Annotated in this window: 15 protein-coding genes and 1 tRNA gene; 6 read left to right on the top strand and 10 right to left on the bottom strand. The window is 34.8% G+C overall.

All coding sequences use genetic code 11. The features are described from left to right. Positions 1–121: 121 nt before the first annotated feature. The gene (locus LS66_RS05890; RefSeq protein ID WP_034327161.1) at positions 122–373 is read right to left on the bottom strand and encodes a hypothetical protein; all 252 of its coding nucleotides are present in this window, start codon (positions 371–373) and stop codon (positions 122–124) included. A gap of 122 nt (positions 374–495) precedes the next feature. Here LS66_RS05890 and LS66_RS05885 point away from each other — a divergent pair, with 122 nt between their 5' ends. After that, on the top strand, positions 496–1176 hold the full coding sequence (locus tag LS66_RS05885) for a helix-turn-helix domain-containing protein (RefSeq protein ID WP_034327163.1): 681 nt from the start codon (positions 496–498) through the stop codon (positions 1174–1176). Between the two features lie 287 nt (positions 1177–1463). Here the strand turns inward: LS66_RS05885 and LS66_RS05880 are convergent, their stop codons facing one another. The 8 genes from LS66_RS05880 to tatB form a co-directional block, all read right to left on the bottom strand. Beyond that, positions 1464–2642, bottom strand: coding sequence for a site-specific integrase (locus LS66_RS05880; protein ID WP_034367297.1), 1179 nt, complete (start codon positions 2640–2642; stop codon positions 1464–1466). 175 nt (positions 2643–2817) lie between these two features. Next, positions 2818–2905 (bottom strand) — tRNA-Ser (locus LS66_RS05875). After that, on the bottom strand, positions 2904–3320 hold the full coding sequence (locus LS66_RS05870; RefSeq protein ID WP_011116324.1) for a hypothetical protein: 417 nt from the start codon (positions 3318–3320) through the stop codon (positions 2904–2906). The genes LS66_RS05875 and LS66_RS05870 overlap by 2 nt, the downstream gene beginning before the upstream one ends. Then, positions 3317–3538, bottom strand: coding sequence for a PP0621 family protein (locus LS66_RS05865; RefSeq protein WP_011116325.1), 222 nt, complete (start codon positions 3536–3538; stop codon positions 3317–3319). Before LS66_RS05865 ends, LS66_RS05870 begins: the two co-directional genes overlap by 4 nt. 29 nt (positions 3539–3567) lie before the next feature. Further along, the gene (gene rsmG, locus LS66_RS05860) at positions 3568–4164 is read right to left on the bottom strand and encodes a 16S rRNA (guanine(527)-N(7))-methyltransferase RsmG (protein WP_052057438.1); all 597 of its coding nucleotides are present in this window, start codon (positions 4162–4164) and stop codon (positions 3568–3570) included. Continuing rightward, on the bottom strand, positions 4161–5258 hold the full coding sequence (gene queA / locus LS66_RS05855) for a tRNA preQ1(34) S-adenosylmethionine ribosyltransferase-isomerase QueA (protein ID WP_034367294.1): 1098 nt from the start codon (positions 5256–5258) through the stop codon (positions 4161–4163). Before queA ends, rsmG begins: the two co-directional genes overlap by 4 nt. Then, complete coding sequence (gene tatC / locus LS66_RS05850) at positions 5255–6052, bottom strand: twin-arginine translocase subunit TatC (RefSeq protein WP_034367291.1); 798 nt, start codon at positions 6050–6052, stop codon at positions 5255–5257. The genes queA and tatC overlap by 4 nt, the downstream gene beginning before the upstream one ends. A gap of 2 nt (positions 6053–6054) precedes the next feature. Further along, a complete protein-coding gene (gene tatB / locus LS66_RS05845) occupies positions 6055–6624 on the bottom strand; it encodes a Sec-independent protein translocase protein TatB (RefSeq protein ID WP_034367288.1) in 570 nt (189 codons plus the stop codon). A gap of 159 nt (positions 6625–6783) precedes the next feature. Here tatB and serS point away from each other — a divergent pair, with 159 nt between their 5' ends. Further along, entirely contained in the window at positions 6784–8052 is a 1269-nt protein-coding gene (gene serS / locus LS66_RS05840) for a serine--tRNA ligase (protein WP_034367285.1), read from the top strand. 12 nt (positions 8053–8064) lie between these two features. Further along, positions 8065–10548 carry a lipopolysaccharide assembly protein LapB gene (locus LS66_RS05835; RefSeq protein WP_034367282.1) on the top strand — a complete coding sequence of 828 codons (2484 nt, stop codon included), beginning with the start codon at positions 8065–8067 and terminating at the stop codon, positions 10546–10548. Between the two features lie 10 nt (positions 10549–10558). Here the strand turns inward: LS66_RS05835 and LS66_RS05830 are convergent, their stop codons facing one another. Then, a complete protein-coding gene (locus tag LS66_RS05830; RefSeq protein ID WP_011116332.1) occupies positions 10559–10912 on the bottom strand; it encodes a hypothetical protein in 354 nt (117 codons plus the stop codon). Positions 10913–11161: 249 nt separating this feature from the next. Here LS66_RS05830 and LS66_RS05825 point away from each other — a divergent pair, with 249 nt between their 5' ends. The 3 genes from LS66_RS05825 (at position 11162) to pth (ending at position 13716) form a co-directional block, all read left to right on the top strand. Then, positions 11162–12445 (top strand): citrate synthase, encoded by a 1284-nt coding sequence (locus LS66_RS05825; RefSeq protein WP_011116333.1) that lies wholly within the window; start codon positions 11162–11164, stop codon positions 12443–12445. A gap of 63 nt (positions 12446–12508) precedes the next feature. Continuing rightward, entirely contained in the window at positions 12509–13045 is a 537-nt protein-coding gene (locus LS66_RS05820; protein WP_011116334.1) for a 50S ribosomal protein L25/general stress protein Ctc, read from the top strand. Further along, positions 13045–13716 carry an aminoacyl-tRNA hydrolase gene (gene pth / locus LS66_RS05815; protein WP_034367279.1) on the top strand — a complete coding sequence of 224 codons (672 nt, stop codon included), beginning with the start codon at positions 13045–13047 and terminating at the stop codon, positions 13714–13716. The genes LS66_RS05820 and pth overlap by 1 nt, the downstream gene beginning before the upstream one ends.

Genomic DNA, 13716 nt, shown 5'->3' with positions numbered 1-13716 from the left:
GTTTCAAATTCACGCTTATCACAAAATAACACATTAGGATTTTGTTTATCTGCATAAAACATCTTGCCACCACAGCATACATCAAGGATAGGTTTCATTTTGTATTTCCCTTTTCTTGCCTTCATTCTACAACATTAGTTTGATTTGTTTCCCTTTCTTGCAATTTAGAAAACCAATCCATAATTGCCTCGCGCTGATAGCAAACCTTGTTTCCTACCTTGAAGAATGGTATTGCGTAGTCTCCATCGTTTTTCTTGCTTTTACGTGTTCTTAGTTTGGATTGTGTAGCCACGCTGATACCAAATTCTATCTCAAATTGTTTTGGACTTAGCACAGCTGGGTTGTTAGGCTCTCTCCTCGTTCTTACCAACATATTATCTCCTTTTTATATCTGCTATTAAGATATTAAATGATATTATTTTAACTATACCTAAAGAAAATTAACAAATTAATTTGTTAAGATATAATTATGTTAAAAATACGCAAGAGGAAATTATGGAAACAAAGCAGACAGAACAAATCAATAAAGCTGAAAAGTTGCGTAATCTACGCTTATTTTTTGGAATCTCACAAAAAGAGTTTGGTAAAAAGCTTGGTTATACAAGAGAAACACTAAATGCCTATGAGCGAAAAGTCAATCCTGTGCCACCTATCTTAATTGAAAAGATTAATAAAACTATGGGGATAGGGCGAGAATATTTTGAAACTGATATGACCCTACAAGAAGCAGTAGAGAAATATCATATAAAACCTAGCGATATTGATATGCTAGGTGATTTTGGTGAGACAAACTGCTTTGTCTATGATGGCATTGAAAATTATGCTAAAAATACTTCCATAGAAAAAAATAATCTAAAATTACATTTTTTTGAGCTACTTTTTAGGCTAAACTACAAGTCTAGCTATCATTTCATAAGACTAAATAATACCACCAATGAGCCATTTGCAAGTAATGGAGATATTTTAATTGTGCTAAAAGATACAGCGGCTGTCAATGGAGACTTTGTTATTGTTTGTTTCAAGCGAAGCTATATCATTTTTCAATATTTTATATCTGGGCTTGATGAAGTGTTATTAAAAGGTAACAATGGCATAGAAATTAAATTAAGTGGTAATGACATTGATAAAGTAGAGATTCTAGGGATAATAAAACAAAAGATTGTTGTGTCAATGTAAAAAGTGCTAAAATCCCCTCAAAAGCAGGATTTATAGCAAAAAAAAGAATAGATAAACATTATTTCCACAAAAAATTAATATCACAATTTAATACTTTTATATGCTTAAAACATCAATAAATAGGCACTTTTAGGCTTTAAAATTATTACTACCTTACACACATATATATAAAAAGTGTAGATTTTTACACCCTATAAATACTGCTATATAGGTAATTTTGCACCTTTTGTTTTTTATAAATTGTGTCATAAATACGCGTAAAATAGGGCAGGGCAATTAAAATGTGCTTAGAGCTTAAAATCACACAAAGCATTCAAATAATCCCCATACCATTGCATTAGAATCCTCTGCTGTTGCAGTGTGCTTTTTTCTCGCTCATATGCATATTTAATACTATTTGTCTCTTTATGTGCCAAACAAACCTCAATCACTTCATCACTAATACCCATTTGTAATAATTCAGCTTTATGTAAAGTGCATATAGTTCTAAATGTGGCTCTAAATCCGTGAGTAGTAACCTTGCCTTGCCATTTGCCTTTATTTAGTCGTCTTAAAGCCTTGCTTAGTGTGTCTCTATGAATATGTCCCTCTTTGCTAAGAGCAATAGTAAAAGGCTCTCGCATTTTCATTTCTTTGGCAGGTATGCTCCACACTTTAGTTTCTAAATCTATGTGTTGCCATTTGCTACCTGCAGTATTTGCTGGGCGATTTACACATAGAATCTGCAAATATAATGCCCTCTTAATTTGTTTTTCTATATGTGCTGCACTTAAATCTTGCAAAAACTCACGCAAATCATTCTCTTTAGTCAATGCTGCAAGGCGTGGGTCAATATCATTGTCTATGTAATACCTCTTAATGCTTGGAAATTCTTTTTCTAGCCCTAGTGTTGGGTCATACTCTATATAGCGGTCTTTTAGTGCAGGGGCTAGGATATTTCGCAAGGCAGTCTTTGCTCTTTTAATTGTCTCTAGTCTAGGTAAGCGTGGATTGTTAGAATCAAATATCGTATTAAAGACTGATAGAATATTTGAATACTTAATCTCTCTTGCGTCCAAATGTCCAAAATGAGGCAATAAATGCCTATTACATAAATTTTCTACAACTCTAATTGTTCTTTGAGTTTGTCCTTTTTTACGCTTTTGTGCGATGAAATCCTTGTAAAGATTCTTAAAGAGATACTTGTCTGTATCTAACTCACCACCACTTTCAATAATTCTAAGCTTTTCTGTTGCTTCCTTTCTTGCTTCTGCTACACTATAAATACCTTGCCTAAATCGTTTGAGTGGGATATTTTTTTCCTTATTACCATTTCTCAAACGCAGTGCAAAGGTTTTTGTGCCACTTGGATACACAAACAAGATGAGCTCACTAGGATTGCCTACAACTACACGATATTTCTTTTCTTTTGGTTTCAATTCTCTTATATCCTTATCAAAAAGGATTGTTTTGGCTATGCGGCTCATTACTTACCTCTCTTAAATAAAACTTTTGAGATAGTATAAACAAGTTCCCTTAAAAGTTCCCAAATAAAAAGAAATCAACTGATATTAAACCATATTCAAATGAAAAAATAAAAGCTAAAAATAGTGCTATTTGTGTAGTTTTTGAAAACAAAAAGAAATAAAAGGAAAGTAATCGTGGCAGAGAGGAAGGGATTCGAACCCTCGAAAGCTTGCACTTTACACGCGTTCCAGGCGTGCTCCTTCAACCACTCGGACACCTCTCTATGAGGAGTGAATGTTATCCAAAACTTGCTTAAAAATCACCCCATCAATGCCAAGTTGAGCGATTTTTGTAAGTTGTGAATCTGTTTTAATCACGCATAAAAGCTTACAATCAAGCAAATAATGTTCTATAAGAGATTGATACATTTTAGCTTGGTTGTGTAGGCTTTTATGCAAAATGAGATATTGTGGTGTTAAATTGGCATAAATGAGTAGTTCATCAATAGAGCAAATCATCACTGCATAATTTACCTTATGCTCATAGCAATATTTCCCAAGTATAAAGCCTTGCTCTTTTTTGAGTTTGCTTGTATCAAACCATACTATATTAGAAGAATGGGTGTTTTGTATATCTGCTATATTCGTAATCTTAACAAAATGTTGGTGAGGAATAGCTGGGTGTCCGATAATAATCATTGCGTATCCTTTTGCATACATTCTTTGGAGCAATAATATTTCCCTTGGGATAAAAATGCTTCATTTGCAGATGTATATACACCACAATATGCACATTCTTGCATTTCCTCAATGCTTTCATCTTTAGGTTTTTTGCGAGGTTTGTTATTTTTAAGAATCGGGCGAATAAGTATATACACAAGTAATGCAAGAGTGATGATAATAAGTAAAAATTTCATACTCTCTCCTTTTTATTTAAATACAAAATTTATAAATCACGGCTGTGTTTATAGTAGTAAATACGATTTTCTCGCGTAAAACATTCCTCTATGCTCATACTTGGTGTTTCTTGACGGAATCTTGTGCCTTTATAGAGAAGAAAATATCCCTCACTTTTAAGAAATTTGCGTGAGAGTGAAATAAGCTCTTTAGCGTCCATAAGCGCACGCGAAGTGATGAGGTCAAGATTATTGACTTCAGCAATTGGCACATCTTGAATACGAATAGGACGCACTTGCACATTATTAAGCTCTAATTGTATAATGATATTTTGCAAAAAGCAAGAACGCTTGTTACGCGGCTCAATGAGGATAAAATGCGATTGTGGTTTAGCGATAGCAAGAGGAATTGCTGGGAATCCTCCACCTGATCCTATATCCATACAACTTGTAAAATCATCAATAAATCTTAATGGATAGAGTGAATCAAAAATATTTTCCATCACAGATTCTATGCTGCTCGCGCCTGTGAGATTGTGAATCTTATTCCATTTCAGCAGTTCATCGCCAAAGGTAGTAAAATGCTTATAGCACACTTCAGGCAACATAATGTGGTGTCTTTGAAGTCTCTCTTGTAAATCTATCATAGTATTAGCATCCCATCTCCATAGGAATAAAATCTATATCCTTTTTCCAAAGCAAGTTTATAAAGTTCAAGGCATTTCTCTCGCCCTACCATTGCACTTACAAGCATCATTAAAGTGCTTTTGGGAAGATGAAAGTTTGTGAGCAAATAATCCACGCGTTTAAAACTTTTACTTGGGTATAAGAAAATATCGCACTCTCCTTGTAAAATTTTATATCTTGCATAATATTCTACACATCTTGCACTAGTTGTGCCAATACAAAGCACCTTGTGAGCATTTTGTATAGCAGCAGCACTTTGAGGTGAGAGAGAGAAAAATTCCTTATGTATAAGGTGATGTCGTATATCGGCACTTTCTACGTTCATAAATGTCCCTGCTCCGATATGTAATGTGAGAAAACAAGTCTCAAACTGCGCCTTTATAGACTCTATACTCTCTTTGCTAAAATGCAATGAAGCAGTTGGGGCAGCGATTGAGCCAAGTTGTTTGCTAAAGACACTTTGGTAAAAATGGGCATCTTGGCAAGAATCTTCGCGTTTAATATAAGGTGGAAGAGGGGTATGTCCATATTTTTCAAGCATATCAAGCACTTGTATATATTCAAGTGCGTGTTCATTTTGCATAAAACTTACCACACGTAGTCCATTATCAAGGCATTCTTCGACTTGGGCTATAAGAAATGGGTTTGTAGAATCTGTATTTATGAGAAGTTTATCGCCACATTTTACACGTCCTTTGATTTGCACAAGAAAAAGTGGTATCGCAGAAGATGTTGATTGCAGGGGTTTATGATAAAAAATTTCAAAAGTTTTATCACTTAGTTTTTGTGTGCTGCAATCAAGTTTGTGGGCGTAGATTCTCGCTTTAATCACGCGAGTATCATTAAATACAAGAAGCGTGTCTTTTGGCACAAAATCACAAAAATGATAAAAATCACTATGGATAATACGCCCACTATCTCTTTGATAGATAAGTAATTTTGCCCTCTCGCGAGGATTGGCAGGATTTTGGGCTATGGCTGAAAAAGGTAAGGTATAATCATAACTAGAGAGAGCAAAGTCGCTTTCTTGAATTTTTGGATCAAAATATGTCATAAAGAACTCTCTTTACCCTCTTGTTTTTCTTGTAATTCTGTTTGAGCAATGTCTTCTTCATCTTCTTCCTCATCTTGAGGTTGTGCTGGATTAACAAACTTAAGCACAATAATAGAGATTCCATAAAGTCCCATAAGAGGAATGGCTAAAAGAACTTGTGAAATTACATCTGGAGGGGCAATAAGGGCAGCAATGATAAAAATAAGAACCACCGCATATTTAAAAAAATTCTTTAGGCTTTCATCGGTGATTAAACCTACTTTTCCCAAAAAAAAGCATAATACAGGCAATTCAAATGCAATACCAAAGCCAATAACAAGTCGTGTAAAAAATGTAAAATAATTTTCTGCGGTGATATAGGCTTCAAATTGGTCATTACCAAAGAGCAAAACATTTTTAATAATAAAAGGAAGCACGCCAAGATAAGAAAATACTACACCGATGGCAAACATAGTTGTCCCAAAGAATACAAAGGGAATCACTACTTTTTTTTCGTTCTTATATAAGCCTGGAGCGACAAAAATCCATATCTGCCAAAAAATTACAGGCGTAGAGATAACAAGAGCAGCAAAAAGTGCAGATTTCATTGCGATAAAAATCCCCTCTATCATACCTGAAGCAATGAATTTACCCCTTATTTCGCTTCCTAAAACTTCAACAAGAGGGAGTTTAATAATATGAAATATTTCTTCCCAAAAACCAAAGCATACAACAAAGGCGGCGAATAATACAGAAATACTAATAATAAGTCTTTTGCGCAAGTCTTGTATGTGTGGTTTGAGGTCTTCAAGCATAGCTATGAATCCTTTGATGATGAAGATTGTGTAGATTCTACTATAGAGGGAGAATGCAGAGAATCTACACTAGTTTCCTTAGAATTAATAGAATCTATGGAATTTTGAGGCTTTTGTGTGGCGTATGCAATCTCCCTTGTGGCATCTGTAGGAATTGATTCTTGGATAGTAGGTGTTTGTGCTGCTGCTGAACTTTCATAGCTTATATCGCTATTAAGAGATTCAAGAGTGGATTGTAAATTTTTTGCCTCTTCCGAGAGAACCTCTTTTGTCTCTTGCAATGGTTTAGTGAGAGAATCCACACTTATTTCGCGTAGCTCATCAAGCCTTATATCTTTTGTGAGTTTATTAACTTCACTTTCAAGGGTATCTTTATATTTGAGCGCTTCTTGCTTGATTTCAGAGAGTTGAATTTCTTTATCAAAAGTCTCTTTTGCTTCTGCCATAGTTTTTTTTACGGCGCGGAAAAATTTAACAATATCAACAATAGTTTGCGGGAGTTTGTTGGGACCAAGTGCAATAACTGCTACAATCAAAATAACTAATACTTCAAAAATACCAACACCAAACATACTTACCTCGTTCTCACTCTATTGAATCTACTTGCATAATGACAATAGCATTTTATAATAACTTAGTAATTTTACAAGTTTCTTGCTTGCCCTTTTAGGAATAAAAAATGCTTTTTTTGGTTAAAATTAGAGTTTATTTAGAGATAAAGTGGAGCAGTAATGATTGATACAAAGGCATTGATAAATCAATTTGATGAAATAAAATCGCGACTTGCAATTAAAAAAGTAAGTGAAGAAACATTGAGTGCTCTTAAAGATATGGCTCTTAAATATAAATCCTGCAAACAGGAGCTTGAAGAGTTACAAGCTTTTCAAAATAAAACTTCAAAACTTTTTGGCGAATATAAAAGAGAGCAAAAAGATATTACAGCACTTAAAGTGGCGCTTGATGAGAATAAAGTTAAGATGAGCACTTTAGAATCCACGCTAAAAGAGATAGAATCACATTTAGAAACACTTGCTTATGGGATACCGAATCTACCTGATGATGCCACACCAGAGGGTGAAGATGAGAATGATAATGTTGAAATTAAAAAAGTGCTCTCTCCTCCACATTTTGATTTTGTTCCTAAAGAGCATTGGGAGCTTGGTATTGCAAATGGTTGGATTGATTTTGAAGCAGGAGTAAAACTTGCTAAAAGTCGTTTTAGTGTGTTGCGTGGAATGGGAGCAAAACTCAATCGCGCACTTATTAATTTTATGTTAGATTATAATGAAAAAGCAGGTTTTGAATCTATCGTAACACCCGTAATTGTTAATGCACGAGCACTTTTTGGCACAGGACAGCTTCCAAAGTTTGAAGAAGATATGTTTAAAGTAGATTCTCATTTTTGTGATGAACAAAGTGAGCACGATTTGTATCTTATCTCTACTTCAGAAATTACGCTTACTAATCTCTATCAAGATAGTATTATTCCAAGTGAGGAACTACCTATTATGCTCACAGCTCAAACACCTTGTTTTCGTAAAGAAGCAGGAAGTGCAGGGCGAGATACGCGGGGTATGATACGCCAACATCAGTTTGATAAAGTTGAACTTGTGGCTATTACTCACCCAACCCAAAGTGCAGCAATGCAGGAGAAAATGGTGCAAACAGCAAGCGAGATTTTAAGTGAGCTTAAGCTTCCACATCGTTTAATGCAGTTATGTGGTGGTGATTTGGGCTTTAGTGCAAGTAATACCATTGATATTGAAGTGTGGCTTCCGGGACAAAATTGTTATCGTGAGATTAGCTCTATATCAAATACGCGTGATTTTCAAGCTCGTAGAGCGAAGATTCGTTACAAAGAAAATGGTAAAAATGCCCTTGTGCATACACTTAATGGTTCATCTTTGGCAGTAGGACGCACACTTATTGCAATTATGGAAAATTATCAGCAAGCAGATGGGAGTGTAATGATTCCTGAAGTGCTACAAAAGTATCTATAAAAGTGAGATATTATGGCAGAAGAACAAGAAAATAATGTTGGTGATAACTTAGAAATCCCAGATTCACAAGGTAAAGATGGTATAAATGAGGGAGATTCTCAAAGTGAGGAAACTATAGAATCTGCTGCTGGGCAAAATAAAATTAAGGCTATCATAGGGACGTTTGAATCGCGTTTGCAGCCTTTTTTGCAAATGCTCAAAGAAAATAAAGTCTTAATGATTGGTGTAATTGTTATTTTTGCACTTATTGTGGTATTTTTGATATTAATTATTGTGCTACTCCTTAGTAAAAATACTTCGCAAGAAAAGCCAGAACCTGCACCTATTTCGCGAAAGATTGTTGAGCCAGCACCAATTCTTGGTGCCTCTAAGCGTCCAGAAGTTGATGATACGGAGCTTGGAAATATGTTAAAAAAAGCGAATCTTCTCTATACACAAGGTGATAAGATGGAAGCTCTCAATTTATTTGAAAATATTGCTGTGTATTCCCAATCTATTGCCTATTATAATTTGGGCGTTATTGAAGTCAAAGAGGGCGATTATAAAAAAGCAATTAGTTCTTTTGATGGAGCAATTAATGCAGGAGAAGATATTAGCGTTAGCGCTTTTAATGCTGCTTATAGCGCATATATGTTAGGAGATATGAATCTTTATGAGTATTATTTGGGTATTAGCTCAAGTTATTTATATTACACAGCAAATCAGCCTCTTTATTCTTATCTCTATGGTCTGTTGCAATATTATAAAGGATTTTATTTTGAATCTCTTTCGCCTTTTTTAAATCCAAGTTCAACAAGCTATGCAAAAGAAAGCAAAAAAATGGCTGCAGAGGCATTTTTAGTTTTTGGCGATGAATATAATGCGCTTGCCCAACTCAAACAGGTAGCAACTAAAGATGATAATTTTGCTATTGCACTTTTGCACGCACGACTTGGAGAATATACACAGGCAAAGCAGTATTTATATGAATATCTTGGTTCGCACGTAGGAGATGCACAAGCACTTATGGCATTACAGCTTGTTGAGCTCAAAAGTGGAAATTTTAAAGAAAGCGCACTCATTTTAGAGCGACTTAATGCCAAAGAAGAAGACGCAAAAGTTTTTAACGATTACCCCATTAAAGTCAAATTACGTGATGATTTGTTTGATATTAATCTTGCACAGGAAAATTTTTGGAATCGCCGCTTTGAGCATAATAAAATACTTGGCTACAAGATTCTCTTTTATTATGCGCCTTTTAGAGTTTTTGATGCAAAAAATGCTTTAGCAATTATTGAAGATGGGAATCTTAATGCTTACTCAAACAATATTGAGAGCGCTAAAAGCACCTTACAAGAGGGACAAAAAGTCTCACAAATTAATCGTTCTATTGCACAAGATTTGCGCACTTTAGCCTTTAATCAAGATATTAGAGAAACCATTAAATCAATGGAATCTTTGCTTAAAGCTTATCCAAATCATTCAATCTTGCATTATAATGTGGGCTTACTTTATGCACAGATGAGCGATTTTGACAATGCGTATTTGCATTTTATTCGTGCTTATCATCTTGATAGTAATGATACAATGTCGGGCATTTTTGCATTAATGTGTGCAGAACTCACTTATAGAGATACTTCGCGTCTTAGTAATTCAATTTCTAATGATTTAGCAGAGATTAATTATACAAGCAAAATTGAACATAATTTTTTACTTTCACTCTTTCGTTATACTGGTAATTCTCCTTCAGATTCGCTATCTTGGCTTAATAATATGCAAAGCGAAGCTTTACAGGATAGAAAGCCTATTTATTACGCGCTTAATGCTGTGTATGGTATTTATACTGCGAATGCAAATCAAATTGTGAGTGCATTTGAGGGGATAAAAAAGATTTATACAAAAGATGTTGTGGCAAATACAATGTATGAGTTAGGCAAGCGATTTGGCAGCAATTTAAAAGATTTTGCCTTGCAAATGAATATCATTTATAAAGAAAAAAATCTTGATATGCGTTCAATTTATTATGGTCCCTCTCTTGCACGTGAATTGTATGTTTATGTAGGCTTTGTAACAGGTTCTTTGCGTTCCGTGCAAGAAGAGCTAGAGGCGAAGCTTGTAGTAGAAACTCGCACAAGTAATGGTATTTTGCAGGCATTAGCACTTTCAAATATCTACAGCAATGATTTTGAAAAAGCTTTCGCATTTTATAATTCATTGCTTGATGATTTGCACGAAGATGATTCTCAAACACGTTTTTATGCTGCGATTGCAGCTATGGGGGCAGGTCACCACGAAAATGCGGTGGCCCTCTTGCAACTCTCAAAGATAGAATCCGCGACTAATTTTGAGGCACGATATGCGCTTGGATTGCTCTATCAAGAAGGTAAAAATATGAAAGCTGCGACACAGCATTATGATAAAATTGCAAATACAGATTTTGAATCTGAATTTTTTGATTTTGATATTGATACAAGCGATTTGCTTGATACAGATAAGCAAGCAAACAAGGATACATAGCCTTAAAGAGCTAATTTGATTTATTTTTGTAGCATTTGCGGCGTGCGCGCTGGGCTTTGCGTTGAGCAAGGAAGATTCTATAATTTGTCTGCCACCAAAGATAATCTTTAATATGTCTTTTTTTAAGTGCTTTATGAGTTATGTCTGCATTTGGCGCAAGAGATTCTACAATATGCAATGATTCTTCAATGATTTGTTCTAAATCTTGAAATTCATTTTCTTCTTGTTCTTTTTCTTTGGCAAGGATTTCAAGTTTATCAAGAATCTCTTGAGGCATAAGTTCTCGTTCAGCTTTTGTGATATGGAGCAAAGGTGTAAGTTCTTTTCTATCCTGTGCTGTTAAAACAACTTTATGCTTTGACATATTTTCTCCCTCATTTTAAGCTTCTATAAGATTACGATATTATATAAAACAAAGTTATACAAAAAACCAAAACTTCATAAAAATGAATAAGAAAATGGTATTTTTGAAAATATTATGAAAATAAAATGTAAGATTTGGCACTTTTGGTGCTAATTTTATACAAAATTTAATTTTTTTTTGACTTTTAAAAGAGGTTTGTGCCATAATAAAAGTGTATAGATTCTAAAAATTGTTAAAAAAGGAGAATACATGGCTAGCATTACTTTAACAAACAATGAGACAAAAGAGAGTTTTGAGTTTGAGCTTATTGAATGCACAAGAGGACCAAAGGCTGTAGATTTTTCTAAGCTTTTTGAACGCACCAATATTTTTTCTTATGACCCAGGTTATGGTTCAACCGCAGGATGTAAATCAACCATTAGCTATATTAATGGCAAAAATGGAGAATTACTTTATAAAGGGCTTCCAATAGAAAAAATTGTAGAAAAATACCAATTTACTGATGTGTGCAAGCTACTCATTACAGGTGAAGTTCCTAAAAATGAGACAGAAACCAAGGAATTTGAAATTGAGCTTGTGCATCGTAGTTTTTTGAATGAGGGACTCATTAATATTTTTAACGCATTTCCTGATAGCGCACACCCTATGGCAAATCTCTCTGCTTCGCTTTCTGCACTTTCTACTTTCCATTTCCGCCATTTGGATATGGGTAATGAGGAAGAGCGTCAAGTGATGGCACGGCGAGCAATTGCTAAAATCCCTACACTTGCAGCATTTTCGTATAGACATTCTTTAGGGATTCCATATATTTATCCTGATGTTGCGCGTGGATATGTTGAAAATTTCCTTTATATGTTGCGTGCATATCCTGGCGGTAAAATGAAACATACAATTAAGGGTGAAGTTGAAATCACTCCTTTAGAAATAGAGGCTCTTGATAAGATTTTTACGCTTCACGCTGATCACGGACAAAATGCTTCTACTACTACTGTGCGCAATGTTGCTTCTACGGGAGCACACCCTTATGCAGCATTAAGTGCTGGTGTTAATGCATTGTGGGGTGCAGCACACGGAGGAGCTAATGAAAAAGTGTTAGATATGCTCAATGAGATTGGCGATGCCAAAAATGTTGATAAGTTTATCAATAAGGCAAAAGATAAAAATGATCCATTTAGGCTTATGGGTTTTGGACATCGTGTGTATAAAAACTATGACCCGCGTGCAAAGATTCTGAAAAAACTCAAAGATGACCTTGATGCTAAAGGTATTAAAATGAATACGCGATTAAGTGATTTGGCACATAAGGTTGAAGAAGTAGCATTAAGTGATAGTTACTTTGTAGAGCGAAATCTTTATCCAAATGTTGATTTTTACTCCGGCATCATTCTTTCTGCACTTAAAATTCCTGTTTCTCTTTTCACGCCAATTTTTGTTATTGGGCGTATGCCGGGTTGGTGTGCGCAGCTTTTAGAGCACGTTAAAGATCCAACTACAAGAATCACACGACCACGACAAGTGTATATAGGTGAGTAACTCAAGTGTATTTAAGGGTTTTTAGCTATAATGCAACCCTTAATTTTCACATAAGGACATACAATGTTAGAAGGACAAATTAGAGAGAGTATTTCAAAATCTCAAGCAAAGGCTTTGAGGAATGATGGTTATCTAATTGCAAATATTTATGGCAAGGGACAGCAAAATATTCATTGTGCCTTTAAGCTTAATGATTTTATTAAAGCAATGAAGCAAAAGACTACCTTGATTTTTCCCGTGCAAGTAGGGGGCAAGACTTTGGAAGTGGTGATACAAGAATATCAAAAAGACCCTGTAACAAACACTCTTATCCACGTGGATTTGCTTTTAGCACAAAAAGGTATTTTAAATAAATATAAAGTTCCTGTAATTGTCAAAGGAAATGCAAAAGGGCTTAAGAATAAAGGTGTGCTTTTTATTTCTACAAAACGTATTAGTGTTAAATGTGCTGCTGAAAATCTCCCCAATGCTTATGAGATTGATGTAAGTGATTTAGATGTGGGAGATTCTATCCTTATTCGCGATTTGCCACAATTTGATAATGTAAATGTGTTAAATCGTCCATCTGTGGCAGTAGTTGGGGTAATTAAAGCTAAATAATGCCTTGCCTCCTTGTCGCAGGACTTGGTAATCCGAGTGCCAAATATCAAAATACTCGGCACAATATTGGGTTTATGGTGCTTGATTTTTTATCAAAAGAATTAGACTTTGATTTTTCTTTTGATAAAAAATTTAATGCAGAAGTTGGTGCTATAAATATCGGTCCTCACAAAGTTTTTTTTCTTAAACCACAAACTTTTATGAATCTCTCCGGGGAGGCAATTAATCCTTTTGTGCGGTATTTTGATATCACACATACATTCGTAATTCACGATGATATTGATATCGGTTTTGGTGATATGCGTTTTAAATATGGTGGTTCAAGTGGCGGACATAATGGCTTAAAATCTATTGATTCATTTATGGGAGATACATATTTTAGATTACGTTTTGGTGTGGGACGAAGTGCGAATAAAAATGTAGTAGAGTATGTTTTAAGTGATTTTAATGCACAAGAAAGAGAGCAACTTGAAGGATTAATAGCTCACGCTAAGGAAGCAGTTATGAGTTTTTGTAATATGGCACAATATCCTAAAGAGCACATTCTTACTCATCTACAGCAGCATTTTACTCTCAAGATACCTAAGCTTACGCCATCGCAAACTCAAAATAATGAATCCTTTGCTACACAATTCTCACAAATGCAGCATACAAGATTTACGCAGGGATAA

Origin of the sequence: Helicobacter sp. MIT 03-1614, from assembly GCF_000762925.2 — a bacterium.
Taxonomy (GTDB): domain Bacteria; phylum Campylobacterota; class Campylobacteria; order Campylobacterales; family Helicobacteraceae; genus Helicobacter_C; species Helicobacter_C hepaticus.
The sequence above is the reverse complement of the archived record's forward strand: the minus strand, read 5'-3'. Positions and strand labels throughout refer to the sequence as shown.

Coding starts and splice junctions, on each gene's coding strand:
- LS66_RS05865 (WP_011116325.1), bottom strand. CDS start 3,538: ATGAAATTTTTACTTATTATCATCACTCTTGCATTACTTGTGTATATA.
- LS66_RS05890 (WP_034327161.1), bottom strand. CDS start 373: ATGTTGGTAAGAACGAGGAGAGAGCCTAACAACCCAGCTGTGCTAAGT.
- LS66_RS05880 (WP_034367297.1), bottom strand. CDS start 2,642: ATGAGCCGCATAGCCAAAACAATCCTTTTTGATAAGGATATAAGAGAA.
- queA (WP_034367294.1), bottom strand. CDS start 5,258: ATGACATATTTTGATCCAAAAATTCAAGAAAGCGACTTTGCTCTCTCT.
- LS66_RS05820 (WP_011116334.1), top strand. CDS start 12,509: ATGTTAGAAGGACAAATTAGAGAGAGTATTTCAAAATCTCAAGCAAAG.
- LS66_RS05885 (WP_034327163.1), top strand. CDS start 496: ATGGAAACAAAGCAGACAGAACAAATCAATAAAGCTGAAAAGTTGCGT.
- LS66_RS05830 (WP_011116332.1), bottom strand. CDS start 10,912: ATGTCAAAGCATAAAGTTGTTTTAACAGCACAGGATAGAAAAGAACTT.
- rsmG (WP_052057438.1), bottom strand. CDS start 4,164: ATGATAGATTTACAAGAGAGACTTCAAAGACACCACATTATGTTGCCT.
- tatB (WP_034367288.1), bottom strand. CDS start 6,624: ATGTTTGGTGTTGGTATTTTTGAAGTATTAGTTATTTTGATTGTAGCA.
- tatC (WP_034367291.1), bottom strand. CDS start 6,052: ATGCTTGAAGACCTCAAACCACACATACAAGACTTGCGCAAAAGACTT.
- pth (WP_034367279.1), top strand. CDS start 13,045: ATGCCTTGCCTCCTTGTCGCAGGACTTGGTAATCCGAGTGCCAAATAT.
- serS (WP_034367285.1), top strand. CDS start 6,784: ATGATTGATACAAAGGCATTGATAAATCAATTTGATGAAATAAAATCG.
- LS66_RS05870 (WP_011116324.1), bottom strand. CDS start 3,320: ATGATTATTATCGGACACCCAGCTATTCCTCACCAACATTTTGTTAAG.
- LS66_RS05825 (WP_011116333.1), top strand. CDS start 11,162: ATGGCTAGCATTACTTTAACAAACAATGAGACAAAAGAGAGTTTTGAG.
- LS66_RS05835 (WP_034367282.1), top strand. CDS start 8,065: ATGGCAGAAGAACAAGAAAATAATGTTGGTGATAACTTAGAAATCCCA.